The organism is Stenotrophomonas sp. JAG2 (assembly GCF_041080745.1).
Lineage (GTDB): Bacteria > Pseudomonadota > Gammaproteobacteria > Xanthomonadales > Xanthomonadaceae > Stenotrophomonas > Stenotrophomonas maltophilia_AA.
This window is the reverse complement of sequence record NZ_JBEUMH010000006.1, coordinates 262,145-276,867: the sequence shown is the minus strand read 5'-3', so window position 1 is coordinate 276,867 and position 14,723 is coordinate 262,145. Positions and strand designations below refer to the sequence as shown.

10 protein-coding genes are annotated in these 14,723 nt (G+C 67.1%); 8 read left to right on the top strand and 2 right to left on the bottom strand.

Annotated elements, in window-relative coordinates:
• The first annotated feature begins 24 nt into the window (after window positions 1-24).
• From AB9O74_RS10175 to AB9O74_RS10165, 3 genes are all read left to right on the top strand, one after another.
• Window positions 25-2,589, top strand: a complete 2,565-nt coding sequence (locus AB9O74_RS10175) for a M14 family zinc carboxypeptidase (protein ID WP_369349257.1) — start codon at window positions 25-27, stop codon at window positions 2,587-2,589.
• Between the two features lie 269 nt (window positions 2,590-2,858).
• A complete protein-coding gene (locus AB9O74_RS10170; protein WP_369349223.1) occupies window positions 2,859-3,710 on the top strand; it encodes an EF-hand domain-containing protein in 852 nt (283 codons plus the stop codon).
• 143 nt (window positions 3,711-3,853) lie between these two features.
• Entirely contained in the window at window positions 3,854-6,157 is a 2,304-nt protein-coding gene (locus tag AB9O74_RS10165) for a TonB-dependent hemoglobin/transferrin/lactoferrin family receptor (RefSeq protein WP_369349222.1), read from the top strand.
• A gap of 121 nt (window positions 6,158-6,278) precedes the next feature.
• On the opposite strand, the gene AB9O74_RS10160 is transcribed toward AB9O74_RS10165, so the two are convergent.
• A complete protein-coding gene (locus AB9O74_RS10160) occupies window positions 6,279-7,679 on the bottom strand; it encodes a DEAD/DEAH box helicase (protein ID WP_176990666.1) in 1,401 nt (466 codons plus the stop codon).
• 444 nt (window positions 7,680-8,123) lie between these two features.
• On the opposite strand from AB9O74_RS10160, the gene AB9O74_RS10155 reads away from it, so the two are divergent.
• The 3 genes from AB9O74_RS10155 to AB9O74_RS10145 all read left to right on the top strand — a co-directional run bounded on the left by AB9O74_RS10155 (window position 8,124) and on the right by AB9O74_RS10145 (window position 11,864).
• Window positions 8,124-9,113, top strand: a complete 990-nt coding sequence (locus AB9O74_RS10155) for a fumarylacetoacetate hydrolase family protein (RefSeq protein ID WP_369349221.1) — start codon at window positions 8,124-8,126, stop codon at window positions 9,111-9,113.
• 14 nt (window positions 9,114-9,127) lie between these two features.
• On the top strand, window positions 9,128-9,796 hold the full coding sequence (gene maiA, locus AB9O74_RS10150) for a maleylacetoacetate isomerase (RefSeq protein ID WP_369349220.1): 669 nt from the start codon (window positions 9,128-9,130) through the stop codon (window positions 9,794-9,796).
• A 127-nt stretch (window positions 9,797-9,923) separates the two neighbouring features.
• Window positions 9,924-11,864 carry a hypothetical protein gene (locus tag AB9O74_RS10145; RefSeq protein WP_369349219.1) on the top strand — a complete coding sequence of 647 codons (1,941 nt, stop codon included), beginning with the start codon at window positions 9,924-9,926 and terminating at the stop codon, window positions 11,862-11,864.
• 24 nt (window positions 11,865-11,888) lie between these two features.
• On the opposite strand, the gene AB9O74_RS10140 is transcribed toward AB9O74_RS10145, so the two are convergent.
• A complete protein-coding gene (locus tag AB9O74_RS10140; protein ID WP_369349218.1) occupies window positions 11,889-13,016 on the bottom strand; it encodes a PilT/PilU family type 4a pilus ATPase in 1,128 nt (375 codons plus the stop codon).
• 97 nt (window positions 13,017-13,113) lie between these two features.
• Between AB9O74_RS10140 and AB9O74_RS10135 the strand changes: the two genes are divergently transcribed.
• Together AB9O74_RS10135 and AB9O74_RS10130 are read left to right on the top strand one after the other, a co-directional pair.
• Window positions 13,114-13,497 (top strand): DUF4398 domain-containing protein, encoded by a 384-nt coding sequence (locus tag AB9O74_RS10135; RefSeq protein ID WP_183073797.1) that lies wholly within the window; start codon window positions 13,114-13,116, stop codon window positions 13,495-13,497.
• A gap of 2 nt (window positions 13,498-13,499) precedes the next feature.
• Window positions 13,500-14,393 (top strand): hypothetical protein, encoded by an 894-nt coding sequence (locus AB9O74_RS10130; RefSeq protein WP_369349217.1) that lies wholly within the window; start codon window positions 13,500-13,502, stop codon window positions 14,391-14,393.
• Window positions 14,394-14,723 lie beyond the last annotated feature (330 nt).

Below are 14,723 nucleotides of genomic sequence, written 5' to 3'. Positions count from 1 at the left end.
ATCGCTGTGTCTCTGCAACGTCGTCTGCTGTCTCCCATCGCCTGGTTGGCGCTGGTGCTGTGCCTGTTCGCTGCGCCTGCCTCCGCGCAGAGTGCGTACTTCTTCCCGGCCGGCGGTGATTTCGATCCGGCCGTGCCCACGCCCCAGCAGTTCCTCGGCCATGAGATCGGCAGCCGCTACACGCGGCACGATCAGCTGGTGGCCTATTTCAACGAACTGGCCAGGCACTCGGACAAGATCAGGGTCGAGGAGATCGGCCGCAGCTACGAGGGCCGCCCGCTGCTGATCGCCACGGTGACCTCGGCGCAGAACCTGCAGAACCTGGAGACGCTGCGCCGCCAGCACGTCACCCTGGCCGATCCGGCGCAGCCGCTCTCGGCCGCCGGCAACAGCCCGGTCGTGGTGTGGCTGGGCTACAGCGTGCACGGCAACGAGACCTCCAGCGGTGAAGCGGCGATGCTGACCGCCTACTACCTGGTCGCCAACCGCAGCGCGGAAACCGCGCAGTGGCTGCAGCGGGCGGTGGTGCTGTTCGATCCGGCGCAGAACCCGGACGGGCGCGACCGCGCGGCGAGCTGGCACAACGCCTACGCATCGTCGCCGGCCTCGGCCGACCCGGCCGACAAGGAACACGTCGAGCCGTTCCCGCAGGGCCGCACCAACCACTACTTCACCGACCTCAACCGCGACTGGCTGGCGCTGACCCAGCAGGACACGCGACCGAAGATCGCCTATTTCCATCAGTGGTATCCCAACGTCCAGATCGATTTCCACGAGATGGGCAAGGACAGCACCTACTACTTCGAACCGTCGCCGGCGAGCATGCACAGCCCGCTCATTCCGGCATCGTCGTATGAGTTCAACAAGACCCTGGCCAAGTACCACGCGCAGTCGCTGGATGCGCTGGGCTCGCTGTATTACACCGGGGAAAACTTCGACAACTTCTCGCCGGTGTACGGCTCGACCTACCCGGACTTCCACGGCGCGGTCGGCGTGACGGTCGAGCAGGCGAGTTCGCGTGGCCGGGTGCAGGAATCGGTCAACGGCCTGCTGACCTTCGGCTTCACCATCCGCAACCAGGTGGCGACCGGCCTGGGCACGGTCCGTGGCGCGGTGACCGAGCGCGACGGGTTGCTGAAGCTGCAGAAGGACTTCTTCCAGTCCGCGTTGAAGCAGGCCAACCAGCAGCCGGTGAAGTCGTTCGTGTTCGGCGACGCGGCCGATCCGGGCCTGACCCAGCGGCTGCTGGACCTGCTGCTGCAGCACCAGATCACCGTGCAGGCACTGAGCGCGCCGGTGACGGTGGACGGCCAGCGTTTCGAGCCGGGCAGCGCCTACGTGGTCCAGGCCGCGCAACCGCAGTTCCGGCTGGTGCATTCGATCTTTGCCGATACACCGCCGATAAAGGGTGATGTGTTCTACGGCAGCACCTCCTACGCGATCGCGCCGGCCTACGGCATCGCTTTCGCCGCCAGCCGCAGCCGGATCGCCGGTGGCGAGCGCGTGGCCAGCGTGCCGGCCGCGAACGGTGGCGTGGCGGGTGGCCAGGCGGGCTACGCCTATGTGTTCGATTGGCGCGACTACAACGCCAGCCGCGCGCTGTACGCACTGCAGGCCAAGGGTCTGCTGACCCGCGCCGCGTTCCAGCCGTTCACGGCGGCCACCGCACAGGGGGAGCAGTCGTTCGGTTACGGCAGCATCGTGGTGCCGGTTGCCGGCCAGCCGCTGGCAGGCGCCGAGCTGCTCGCCGCGGTCGACGCGGCCGCGCGCAGCAGTGGCGTGCACATCCAGGCAGTGTCGAGTGGGCAGAGCCGGGGTGGCATCGATCTGGGCAGCGACAGCGTCAAGGCGCTGCGCAAGCCGGCAGTGGCCCTGGTGATGGGCGAGGGCGTCAGCGCCACCGAAATCGGCTCGGCGTGGTTCCTGCTCGACCAGCACCTGCAGCTGCCGGCGAGCAAGATCGATCCGGCCCAGCTGGGCAAGACCACGCTGGACCGCTACACCACGATCGTCCTGGCCGGCGGCACCTACACCGGCGTGGATGCCACCGCAGTCGCGGCGCTCAAGCGCTGGATCAACGCCGGTGGCTCGTTGATCACCTACGGCACCGCCGCGCGCTGGGCGATCGAGCAGAAGCTCAGCGATGAAGTGCTGGGGCCGGAGGAGAAAGAGCCGGAAGCAGCGCGGCGTGCGTTCGGTGACCAGCGTGACATCGCGGCGATCGAGCGCGTCAGCGGCAACATCCTCAGCGCGGACGTGGACAATACCCATCCGCTGGGCTTCGGCGTGCCGCGCCGGCAGCTGGCGGTGAACAAGGAGAACGGCCTGAGCTTCCAGCCCAGCCGCAACCCGTTCTCCACCGTGGTGCGCATCGATGAGGCGCCCAAGGTCAACGGCTACCTGTCCGAGCGCAACCGCAGCCGCGTCGCCGGTGCCGCGTGGCTGGTGGTGTCGCCGCAGGGGCAGGGCAACGTGGTCCTGTTCGCCGATGACCCGGCCCACCGCAAGTACTGGCACGGCACCGAGCGCCTGCTGTTGAACGCGATCTTCTTCGGCAACCAGCTCAACCCGGCCAAGCCGCGCGGCTGACGTCTCCACTTCAGGTAGTGCCGGCCGCTGGCCGGCCCCCCAAACACCCCCACCCACGCAGCCGACGCACCGTCGGCTGCATTCGTTTTGCCCCATCACATCCCCCGTGAAAATTCCGTATTGCGAATCATTCGCAATAAGAATAGGATGGCGCCCGCTCACGCTGGACGCGAGCGTCACCGGTACGTCGCGCCGATCCACGCCAAACCCGCCCGGTTGCGCGTCCGCGTCCTCGAACCGTCACCGTCCTTTTCTCCAGGGGAACCACCATGAAGATCGACCCGCTCACCGCTGCCGTGCTGGCACTGGTGTTGGCCCCGGCCGCCCTCGCGCAGCCGGCCACCACGACCGCCACGGCGTCGCCGACCGCGGCGGCCTTCCTGGCGCAGTTCGCCACCGAGGGCACCGACAGCGTCAGCTGGGCCCAGTTCGAGGCCTTCCGCAAACAGCGCTACGCCGAGACCGACCGCAACCACGACGGCCATGTCGAGGAACAGGAATACGTCGACGAATACCTGCAGCGCTTCGATGTCCGCCTGGCCGACGCACGCGCCGGCCACCTGCGCCAGACCGACACCCGCTTCAAGGCGTTGGACCGCGACAGGAACGGGGCGATCAGCCGCGCCGAATACGATGCCGCCGGGGAACGCACCTGGGCCGGTTACGAGGCATCGCAGGACGCCACGCAGGAAACCGCTGCCGCGTCCTCGCGCGATCCGTTGAAGATGCCGACCTCGCATACCGCCAACGGCATGCTGGAGTTGTACGACCGCAACAAGGACGGCGTGGTCGATCGCGCGGAGTTCGACGCGGCGCGTGCGGCGGGCTTCGCCGCCACCGATACCGACGGCAACGACGCGTTGTCGCTGACCGAGTACACCACCGAGTTCGAGGGCCGCCTGGAGCAGCAGCGCCAGCGTGTCCGCGCCGATGCCGGGCGCCAGGCCCGCGTGCGCTTCGCCTCGCTGGACAAGGACAAAGATGGTCGCATGACCTTCGCCGAGTATCAGCTGTCGGGCAAGCGCATGTTCGACCGTGCCGACAGCAACGGTGATGGCGTCGTCGATGCGCGCGATCCCGAGCCGGTCGCCGGCGCGCACTCGGCCAACGGCAACCGCTAGCGGCCCGTAGGCGGCCCTGCCGCCCCCTGCACACGTACCTGCGCCTCCCAGCCCCGCTCGATCAGCCGATCGCCGCAGCCAGGAACGGCCCGCCGCCACCGCGGCGTTTCCGCCATTCCCCATCCCTCCTGCGGAGTCCGATCATGAAGTCGTCCCTCACCCTGCTGGCCCTGGCGGTTGCCGCCAGCCTGTCCGCCACCGTGCACGCCGAAACCCTCAACGACGCCAGCACGCTCGATACCGTGCGCGTGCAGGCCGAGCGTGCCAAGAAGACGCGCTCGACCAACCAGAACGTCACTGTGCTCACCGTGGCCGATCTCGAGAACGAGATGGCCAATACGATGGAAGAAGCGATCCGCTACATCCCCGGTGTGAGCATCGTGGACATGGGCCGCTTCGGCGACAACGGCTTCAACATCCGCGGCCTGGAAAGCGACCGCGTGGCGATCACCGTCGATGGCTTGAGCCTGGGCGAATCGGTGGAAACCGCGCGTTCCTATGAGTTCTTCCGGGGGGGCCGCGGCGACGTGGACATCGATACGCTCAAGAGCCTGGCCGTGATCAAGGGCGCCGACGCGATCAGCGCCGGCAGCGGCGCGCTGGGCGGCGCAGTGGTGTTCACCACCAAGGATCCGGCGGACTATCTCACGCCCACCGGCAACGACACCCACCTGGGCTTCAAGGCGGGCTACTCGGGCGCCAATGACGAAACCATGGGCACGCTGACCTTTGCCAACCGCACCGGCATCGTCGAATCAATGCTGGTCTATACCCGGCGCGAAGGCCACGAATCCGAATCGTGGTACGACACCACGAATGATCGCATCGGTGTCGGTCGCCGCACGCCCGATCCGGTCGACAGCACCCGCGACAACCTGCTTGGCAAGCTTGACCTGCAGCTCGACGACGCCAATACGCTGGGCTTTCTGTACGAGCGTGGCCGCGCCACCAACGACGTGGACAACCTGTCGCGTGTCTATGCACCGGGCTACCTGTCGCGCAAAGGCCATGACACCAACGACCGCGACCGCTACGGGGTGAACTACCAGTGGCGGGCCGACAACGCGCTGTTCGATACCCTGGATGCGCAGGTGGATCGCCAGGTCACCGACAGCCGTGGCATCACCACCATCGTGGCCGGCAGCGGCTGCCCGGGCGGCGCCACGCCGTGCCTGCGCAGCGAGAACCGCTCCACCAAGCAGACCCTGGACCGTGCCGCGGCCGACTTCAGCAAGGTCTTCGCCACCGCGGGCGCGCGCCATGACGTGGTGTACGGGCTGGCCTGGCAGCAGCGCGACATCGATTTCACTGCGGTCGACACGCGCTGGAACGCGGCCGGGGCCGTGGCCTCGGTGGAGATCGATCCGCGCCAGGTGCCCAAGACCGACGTCACCGCCTGGAACCTGTACCTGCGCGACAGCGTGCAGCTGCTCGACGAACGCCTGACCCTCAGCGCGGGTGCGCGCTACGACCGTTACGACTACTCGCCGCAGGTGGACGCCACCTTCGTGGACCGCACCGGCACCGTACGTGACGTGAGCTTCGCTTCGCCGACCTGGCAGCTGGGCGCCGAATACCGCTTCCTGCCCGACCACGCGCTGTGGGCCCAGGTGGGTCGTGGCTTCCGTGCGCCCACCGTGGCGGACATGTACTCGCCGACCAGCGCCACCCAGGTGATCAACGCGCAGAACGGCCAGCCGCTGCTGCTCAACGACACCGTGTCCAATCCGGATCTGGAGGCGGAAAAGAGCCTGAACCTCGAGTTCGGCTACCGCTGGAGCACGGACCGCGCGCAGCTGGGCCTGTCGGTGTTCCGCGACCGCTACGAGAACTTCATCGAGTACACCAACCTGGTCCAGTCGGTACCGGGTGGCTTCCGCACCACCGCGACCGGCCCGGTGCTGTATTCGCGCAACTACACGATGCCGACCAACGCGGGCGAAGTGACGGTCAAGGGCGTGGAGCTGGAGGGCCGCTGGCAGATCAGCGATGCGTGGTCCTCGCGCCTGGCCGCCTCCTACAGCGAAGGCGAGAAGCGCAATGGCGATCCGCTCGACAGCATCGTGCCGGCCAGCGCCGTACTCGGCGTGCGCTATGCCCCCTCGCCGGTGTGGAATCTCACCGCCAGCGTGACCCACGCCGTGGCCAAGAAGGCCAAGGACGCCTACACCACCGACGCCACCGGCAAGGTCACCACGCCTGCCTTCGTCGACAAGGCCGATGGCTACACCGTGCTGGATCTGTACGGCACCTGGAACGTCACCCCGCAGTGGAAGCTCAGCGCTGGCATCTACAACCTGACCAACGAGGAGTACTACCTCTGGCAGCGCGTGCGCAACATCAACAAGGGCACCAACACGCTGTACGGCTACGTCAACGATGAGGGCATCGGCCGTTACAGCGAGCCAGGCCGCAATGCGCGGATCACGGTGGCCTACAGCTTCTGAAGCAGGCGCACAGACCGGGGGGCCGGGCAGGTAGTGCCGGCCGCTGGCCGGCTCCCGACAAACAAAAAAAGGGCGACGCAGATGCGTCGCCCTTTTTGCGTCTCAGCGATGCCCGAAGGAATCAGCTGGCGCGACCGCCACCGCCACCCTGGCTGCGGCCGCCACCGGCGTTGCCGCCGCCACGTCGCTGGCCCTGCGGCTGACCGCCGCGCGGCGCACCGCGGCCGGCGCCATCACGCTGGCCGCCACCGGCCTTCTTCGGGCCGGCATGGGCGTGGCGGGGAGCCTCGGCGTGCGGACGACGCGCGTGCTTGCGCGGGGTACGATCGCCACCCGGCAGCTCGGCCTTGCCCGGCGCGCTGTTGCCCCAGCGGATCGGGGTCTGCGGCTCGAAGCCCGGCACGTCGCGGATGTCCATGTCCTTGTCGAGCAGGCGCACGATCTGGCGCAGCAGCTTGGCTTCGTCCTGCGCGACCAGCGAGATCGCCTGGCCGGTCGAACCGTTACGGCCGGTACGGCCGATGCGGTGCACGTAGTCCTCGGCCACCATCGGCAGGTCATAGTTGATGACCTTCGGCAGCTCGTTGATATCGATGCCGCGCGCGGCGATGTCGGTGGCGACCAGCACGGTCACGCGGCCGGCCTTGAAGTCGCCCAGCGCACGCAGGCGCTGGCCCTGGCTCTTGTTGCCGTGGATCGCCGCGGTCTTGATGCCGGACTTGTCCAGGAACATGGCCAGCTTGTCGCAGCCGTGCTTGGTACGGCCGAACACCAGGGTCTGCTCACGGCTGTCCTGGGCCAGGAGGTGCAGCAGCAGCTCGCGCTTGCGCGGGCCATCGACCGGGTGCACGCGGTGGCTGATGTTCTCGGCAACGGTGTTCTTCGGCGTGACCTGGATCTGCTCCGGGTTGCGCATGAACTCCAGCGCCAGCTGCTTGATGCTCTCTTCGAAGGTCGCCGAGAACAGCAGGGTCTGGCGGTTCTGGCGCGGCAGCTTGGCGAGGATCTTCTTGATCGACGGCAGGAAGCCCATGTCGAGCATGCGGTCGGCTTCGTCCAGCACCAGGATTTCGATGCCGGAGAGGTCGACGCTGCGGCGCTCGATGTGATCGATCAGGCGGCCCGGGCAGGCGACCAGCAGGTCCACGCCACGGCGCAGCACGTCGAACTGGTTGCCCATGCCGACGCCGCCGTAGATGCAGGCGCTCGGAATGCGCAGGTACTTGCTGTAGCCACGCAGGCTGTCATGCACCTGGGTGGCCAGCTCGCGGGTCGGGGTCAGCACCAGTGCACGCGGACGGCGCGGGCCATCGACGGCCTGCGGGTTGGTGCCCAGGTGCTGCAGCAGCGGCAGGCCGAACGCGGCGGTCTTGCCGGTACCGGTCTGTGCGCCGGCCAGCAGGTCGCGGCCTTCCAGGGCGAGCGGGATCGCCTGCTCCTGGATCGGGGTGGGGGTTTCGTAGCCCTGCTCGGCCAACGCGCGCAGCAGGAACGGGGCAAGGCCCAAGGATTCAAAAGACATCGGGTGGAAGCTCCAAAGACAAAGTAACGCCAGGCCGAATGGCCGGACGCGAGGCAGATCAATGTGATCGGCTGACTCGGAGCGTTCCCGTAAACCGCGCTGCGAGAATTGGGTGCAGTCGACGCGGTGCGCAGACTGGAATGCATGACGAATGGCGTCGGAGTGGGGGCGGGCGACGGATCGTTTGATCCATATCGCCGGCGATCCCGAAGGGAAACGGACGGCCGCTGCAGACCCGGATAGTCTAACGGATGTTTGAGACCCATACCAAATCCCCCTGTTCAGCTTGGGAGCAGGGGCCAGAGCGGTAGAGCCACGCCACGCGTGGCTGCTCCTGCGCGTCGGCAATGCATTACGGTAAAGCGATGCGGCGGTGCAGCTGGTCGGCCCGCCAACCATTTGATTACACTTGAAACCTATTTTCGCGATCCCGGATACCCACCCATGAAGCTTGGTTCTTTGAAGGAAGGCGGCCGCGACGGCACCCTGATCGTGGTCTCGCGCGATCTGCGCCAGGGCGTGCGCGCCACCGGCATCGCCGCGACCCTGCAGCAGGCCCTGGAAGACTGGAGCCACCTGGCGCCGCGCCTGAACGCCCTGTACGAGTCGCTGAACGACGGCGATGCCGACGGGGTGTTCGACATCGACCTGCAGGCGCTGGCCGCACCGCTGCCGCGCGCCTACGAGTTCGTCGACGGCAGCGCCTACCTGCCGCACGTGGCCAGGGTGCGCCGCGCCCGTGGCGCCGAGGTGCCGGAGAGCTTCTACACCGATCCGCTGATGTACCAGGCCACCAGCGCCGGCTTCTACGGCCCGCGCGATGCGGTGAAGGTGGTCAGCGAGGAGTACGGTATCGATCTGGAAGCCGAGCTGGTGGTGATCACCGACGACGTGCCGATGGCGGTGACGCCCGAGCAGGCCGCCGGCCATATCCAGCTGATCGGCCTGGTCAACGATGTCTCGCTGCGCAACCTGATCCCGGGCGAACTGGCCAAGGGCTTCGGCTTCCTGCAGTCCAAGCCGCGCTCGGCGCTGTCGCCGGTGTTCGTTACCCCGGATGAGCTGGGCGAGGCCTGGCAGGACAGCAAGGTCCACCTGCCGCTGGTCACGCATGTCAACGGCACCTGGTTCGGCGCGCCGGAAGCGGGCGTGGACATGCAGTTCAATTTCGCCCAGCTGGTCGCGCATGCGGCCAAGACCCGCCCGCTGGGCGCCGGTGCGATCGTCGGCTCGGGCACCATCGCCAACGAAGACACCAGCAAGGGCGCCTCCTGCTTCGCCGAACAGCGCACGGTGGAAACCCTGCGCGACGGCAAGCCGAGCACGCCCTTCATGTCCTTCGGCGACGTGGTGCGGATCGAAATGTTCGATGCAGAAGGGGAGAGCATCTTCGGTGCGATCGAGCAGCGCATCGAGCAGGCGTCCAAGCCCTGAGCGCGGAGGCGGCGATGCAGATCCCGGTCGACGACGGCATCGTGCTGTACACCTACTGGCGCTCCAGCGCCGCCTACCGCGTGCGCATCGGCCTGGAACTGAAAGGCCTGGGCTGGGAGGCACGGCCGGTGCATCTGGTGCGTGAGGGCGGTGAGCAGCACCAGGCGGACTATCGTGCACGCAACCCGCAGCAGCTGGTGCCCACGCTGCTGCATGACGGGCACACGTTGACCCAGTCGCTGGCGATCCTGGAGTACCTGGACGAACGGTTCCCGCAGGATCCGCTGCTGCCGGATGACGCAGCCGGCCGTGCGCGGGTGCGCGCGCTTGCCCAGCTGGTGGCCTGCGACATCCATCCGATCAACAACCTGCGGGTCATGCAGTACCTGGAGCGCACGCTGCACGCGGGCGCGGAGGAACGTGCCCAATGGACCCTGCACTGGATGGCCGACGGCTTCGCTGCGATGGAAACCCTGCTGGCCGGAACTCCGGACACGGGCACGTTCTGCCATGGAGACCGCCCCGGCCTGGCCGATGCCTGCCTGGTGCCGCAGCTCTACAACGCCCACCGCTTCGGCCTGGACCTTGCGCCGTACCCGACGCTGCGCCGCATCGAAGCGGCCTGCCTGGGCCTGGGGGCGTTCGACCGCGCACGACCGGAACGGCAGGCCGACGCTGCCTGATGGGGTGTGGCACGCGCCCCGTCCGGGCCTGCTGCTGAAGCCGTCTGCACGGTAAGCTGGCGCGTTGGTCCGCACGGGACAGTGCGGGCGCACCGTCGACACCTGCTAACAGGCAAGGAAAGTAACGATGAAGGTTCCAGAGAGCTTGCCGGCACCGGTGAAGAGCTGGGGAGTGGTGATCCTGATGTTGGGCGCCGCCGCCGCCTTCAGTGCGGGCACCCGGGGAAGCGGCAGCATCGTTCTTCTGAGCTATCTGCTGGTGTCCGCCGCGGCGATGCTGGCCTTCAAGGTGGAAAAGCGGTTCATGGAGTTCCGCTTCGGCGCGCTGGTGCTGCTGGGCGTCTGCATTGCCGTGGCCGCGTGGGGGCTGATGTTCAATTCCGGGCAGCCCAGCGACTTCGGCGTCTACTACCGCTGCGGCATTGCTGCCGGATCCAGCATGTCCGAGTGGCTGGGAAAGTGCCAGTCCGCGTACCTCGACGAGAACAGCACTTATTGGCTCAGGTCGTACTTCTATTCCGCGCTGATCGGACGTTTCTTCGGTGACAACTACGTCGCCTTCAAGTTGGGCAATGTCCTGTTGCATTGCCTGGCGCTGATCGCGTGGTTTCTCGGGGTCAGGAAGTTTTATGGCGCGGGCGCGGCGGCGGCCTCGGTGGTGCTTCTTGCCGCCTTTCCCGAGTACTGGTTCGCGACCAGCCTGGTGACGACGGACAATGCGGCCATCCTCATGGTGGTCCTGTTCCTGCTGCTGCTTCCGAAGCTGGAAGCGCGGCTGTCGGTTTCCATTGCGTCTGCGTTGGCCGTGGGGGCCGTTGCCTTCCTGGGCAACCAGTTGAGGTCGATCGGCGGGATCTTCATGGTTGCCCTGCTGCTGTGGGCAGTCTGTCGAACCCTCGAAGGGCGCCAATGGCGCGTGGCAGGCGCTTCGCTGTTGGCCTTCTGCTCATTCCTGACGGTCAGCTACGCCTTCAATGCGGCGAACCCGACGGGGCTGCCGGACCTGGTGAGCCCGATGCGGGTGCTGTCGTCCGTTGACTTCCACACGGGCCAGGATTTTGGTGTCAATTACTACTGGGCCGAGCATTTCTGGGTGGCGACACCCGAGGCGAGCCGGCTCGCGAACGCAGCGTACAAGGTATCCACCGAGTTCAATTCGGGCTTCGCGGCGTGGCCGCTGTATCTCTTCAGGAAGTCCGAAATCATTTTCACCGGCGCTGGCTACTATGGGCTTTCGGCTTTTTCGTATCCTCCTGGCAATCCGGATTCGCTCATCACCGATGTCGTGAACGACATTCCCTTCTTCGCGGGTCTCTCCCCCTGGTTAGGCCTGTACGTCTTCGCACTCCTTGCCCTGTCGCTGGTCTGTGTGTTCAAGGTCCGTCTTACAGGGCTGTCCCTTTCCTGCCTGGTGTTCGTGGCGGCCTTTGGGCTGGTGGTCATCGGCGCCGGTGAGTCCCAGGCCCGATACAGCGCGCTCATCGCCCCGGCCCTTTCCCTGCTTGCCGCGCTGGCGATCTTCGGCGGCCGGGAGCAGGGCGTGATCAGCGCCAATGGCAGAAGCCATCTGATCGGCGGGGGGGTGCTGGTGCTGGTCTACCTGGCGGTGACCGCGATCTCGACGGCGCTTCCGTCATCGGAAACGATCATGGGCCGCACCGCACTTTCGGCGTCGACGACCGGAAGCACCGGCGACTGCGGCAATGAGGGCGTCTCGTTGAGCCGGGACTACAAGAAGCTTCGCATCGCGTTCGCCGAAGGACGATCCTGCGCCCGGGTCGCCATTCCGCTCGGTCCGGATGCGGCTTCGATAGGGTTCTACCTGAGCGGGTCGAAACTTCCGTTCAAGTTCGAGGATCGCGTCGACTCGCCCATGGCGTACGTGCTTTCCGCCGGCGGGAAAGACATCGCCGCGGGTCGCCTGGGGAAAGAGACCGTCCAGTGGGTGGAGGCGCCGCTCGAAGCCCGGCAGGGCGACTCGGCGATGCTCACGGTCAACCGCGGTGAGGGGCGGGCCGCGGACTATCTGGATGTGACGCTGATCAGAGTGTCGCGCCGGCGGCAGTAAGGGACTGCCGCCAGCGGGCCCGGGTCAGAACCCGTGGGTGATGCTCGTCTGCGCGGCCGAAAAATCCGCGTACGGATCATGCTCGCCGCTGCCGCCTTCGGACAGCCGGAACTTCAACGCCAGGCCATCGCGCGAATCGGCCGCACGCAGCGCTTCCTCCTGCTCGATGATGCCGTTCTTGGCCATCCGGAACAGGCACTGGTCGAAGCTCTCCATGCCTTCTTCCAGCGACGCTTCCATCGCCGCCTTGATCTCGTGCACCTGGCCGCGGCGCAGCAGGTCGCGGATCATCGGCGTGTTGATCAGCACCTCGGTGGCCGGCAGGCGACGCCCGTCCTTGCCCTTGACCAGGCGCTGGGACACCACCGCGCGCAGGTTCAGCGAGAGGTTCATCAGCACGTTGCGGTGCGCGCTCTCGGGGAAGAAGTTGAGGATGCGCTCGATGGTCTGGTCGGCGTTGTTGGAGTGCAGGGTGGCCAGGCACAGGTGCCCGGTTTCGGCGAACGCGATCGCCGCCTCCATGGTCTCCGCATCCAGGATCTCGCCGATCAGGATCACGTCGGGTGCTTCACGCATCGCGTTCTTCAGCGCGTCGTGGAAGGTATGCGTGTCCAGCCCGACCTCGCGCTGGTTCACGATCGACATCTTGTGCTTGTGCAGGTACTCGATCGGATCCTCGATGGTGAGGATGTGCCCGGTCGTGGTGGTGTTGCGGTGGTCGATCATCGAGGCCAGCGAGGTCGACTTGCCCGAGCCGGTCGAGCCGACCACCAGCACCAGCCCGCGCGGGGTCATGATCACGTCCTTGAGGACCTGGGGCAGGTTGAGCTCTTCGATGCTGGGGATCTTGCTGCGGATCGCACGGATCACCATGCCGACCTCGCCGCGCTGCTTGAACACGTTGACGCGGAAGCGCCCCGCATCGGGCAGGGCAATGGCCATGTTGAGCTCGAGCTCGCGCTCGAACTGCGGGGCCTGGCCTTCATCCATCAACGAGTAGGCGATCTTCTTGACCATCCCGGGCGGCAGCCCGGTATTGCCCAGCGGATAGAGTTTCCCCTCGATCTTGATGTATACCGGTGCTCCGGTCGTCAAGAACATGTCCGACGCGTTCTTTTCGGTCATCAGCTTCAGGAAATAGCCGATATCCATGCGAAATGTTTCCCCAACAATCAGCGGCTTGCCATTGCAAGCGCACCGCAGGCTTCCGACAATGGCCGCGCACACAACTCTGGCGACGGCACCCCCAATGAAACCTAGCTTCGCACAAATACGACGGGCCCTGTATGTGACGGTGTGCGCATTCGCGCTCTCTGGTGCTGCACAGGCGCAGGATGGCGCCCTGGAACTGATGCAGGCCCGGCAGGCGGTCGACAAGGCCACCCAGGCCGATGCCGACCAGTACGCCCCGGACCTGATCGCCGTGGCCCGCCAGGGCCTGGAGCAGGCCCAGCGCGCGGCCGGCGACCGCCGCGAGCGCAAGAACGCGCCGATGCTGGCCGTTCGCGCCACGGTCGATGCCGACCTGGCCCGCGCCCGCAGCGAGGAAGCCACCGCCACCGCCCAGCTGCAGCTGCGTCGCAATGAAGTCAGCCAGCTGCAGCGCCAGCTCGCCACCGGGGAAGACCGCTGATGATGTCCACCAAGATGCGCATGCCCTGCCTGCTGCTGGCCGTCAGCCTCAGCCTGCCGCTGCTGGTCCAGGCCGCCGATGACCCCGCCGTGGCCCAGCTGACCCAGCGCCTGATGGCGATCCAGGCGAACCCGGATGCGGCCCAGCTGGCCGCCTTCGAGCGCCTGCAGGCCCAGCAGGCCGTGGCCGATCTGGCCAAGGCCAAGCGCCGGGATCTGGACCAGGCCCGCTACCTGGCCGAGCGCCGGGTCGAGATCGCCGAGACCAGTGTCCGCGCTGCCCTGGCCCAGCGTGAGGTTGACCAGCTCGAACGCACCCGCAGCGAGCTGCTGATCGAAGCCAGCCGCCGCGATGCGCAGCGGGCCCGCCAGGAAGCCGAGCGCCTGCGCGTCCAGGCCCAGATCCAGGCCGAGGAAAGCGAACGCCTGCGCCAGGCGGCCGAACAGGAAGCCCTGGCTCGCCAGGACGCCGAAACCGCGCTCACCAGCGTGGCCGGCAAGCAGACCGCCCGCCTGAGCGCGGCCCAGCAGAACGCGGCCAAGCTGGCCCGTGAAGAAGCCGAGCTGGTGGCAGGCAGCAAGTTGCCGGGCTCCAGATTCGACAGCCGGGGCGAAGTGTTCACCTTCAATGGCGACGCCTTCGCGGCCGGCAAGGGCAGCCTGTCCGGCGGGGCCAAGGGCCAGGCCAAGGCGCTGGCCGAGTACCTGAACATCGGCAAGAAGGGCCGGGTCCGGATCGAGGCCTACGACGCCGCGGCCGGTGTCGGCCAGCAGCGCGCCGAGGCCCTGCGCGACGCGCTCGTGGCCGCCGGCGTGAGCGCCAGCCGGCTGCAGGTCGGCGGCAAGAAGGCAGCGGCGACCAAGGCGCGTTCGGCCGAGGTCATCATCGCGCCGTGATGCCTGACCGGAAGGGCGTCATGCCCGCGGGGCATGACGCAACTGGTTGTTTTTGTTTAATTTCCGTTGTTCTGCGTGTTCAGCCTGAACCCCGCCTAGGCGGGCTCGACGATATCGTCTGAAAGGGTTGAACCGGCTCCGAAGCAAGCGTAGGGTCAGTTGTCCGGGTCGCCTTCCGCGGCCTGGACGATTGGAGGGCCGGCAATGCACCAGCGCCACGAATCAGAGCAGTCCGAGGTCCAGGTTGAACTGGACGCCGCTGTGGGTTCGCAGGTCAGGGTTGCCGTGCACTCCGCCCCAAGCAGCGCCCCGTGCCGTCAGGCCGGGGCG

Bases quoted from the DNA above. Each gene is read 5' to 3' on its own strand.
- AB9O74_RS10170 (WP_369349223.1), top strand. From the start codon at position 2,859: ATGAAGATCGACCCGCTCACCGCTGCCGTGCTGGCACTGGTGTTGGCC.
- AB9O74_RS10165 (WP_369349222.1), top strand. From the start codon at position 3,854: ATGAAGTCGTCCCTCACCCTGCTGGCCCTGGCGGTTGCCGCCAGCCTG.
- AB9O74_RS10160 (WP_176990666.1), bottom strand. From the start codon at position 7,679: ATGTCTTTTGAATCCTTGGGCCTTGCCCCGTTCCTGCTGCGCGCGTTG.
- AB9O74_RS10155 (WP_369349221.1), top strand. From the start codon at position 8,124: ATGAAGCTTGGTTCTTTGAAGGAAGGCGGCCGCGACGGCACCCTGATC.
- maiA (WP_369349220.1), top strand. From the start codon at position 9,128: ATGCAGATCCCGGTCGACGACGGCATCGTGCTGTACACCTACTGGCGC.
- AB9O74_RS10145 (WP_369349219.1), top strand. From the start codon at position 9,924: ATGAAGGTTCCAGAGAGCTTGCCGGCACCGGTGAAGAGCTGGGGAGTG.
- AB9O74_RS10140 (WP_369349218.1), bottom strand. From the start codon at position 13,016: ATGGATATCGGCTATTTCCTGAAGCTGATGACCGAAAAGAACGCGTCG.
- AB9O74_RS10135 (WP_183073797.1), top strand. From the start codon at position 13,114: ATGAAACCTAGCTTCGCACAAATACGACGGGCCCTGTATGTGACGGTG.
- AB9O74_RS10130 (WP_369349217.1), top strand. From the start codon at position 13,500: ATGTCCACCAAGATGCGCATGCCCTGCCTGCTGCTGGCCGTCAGCCTC.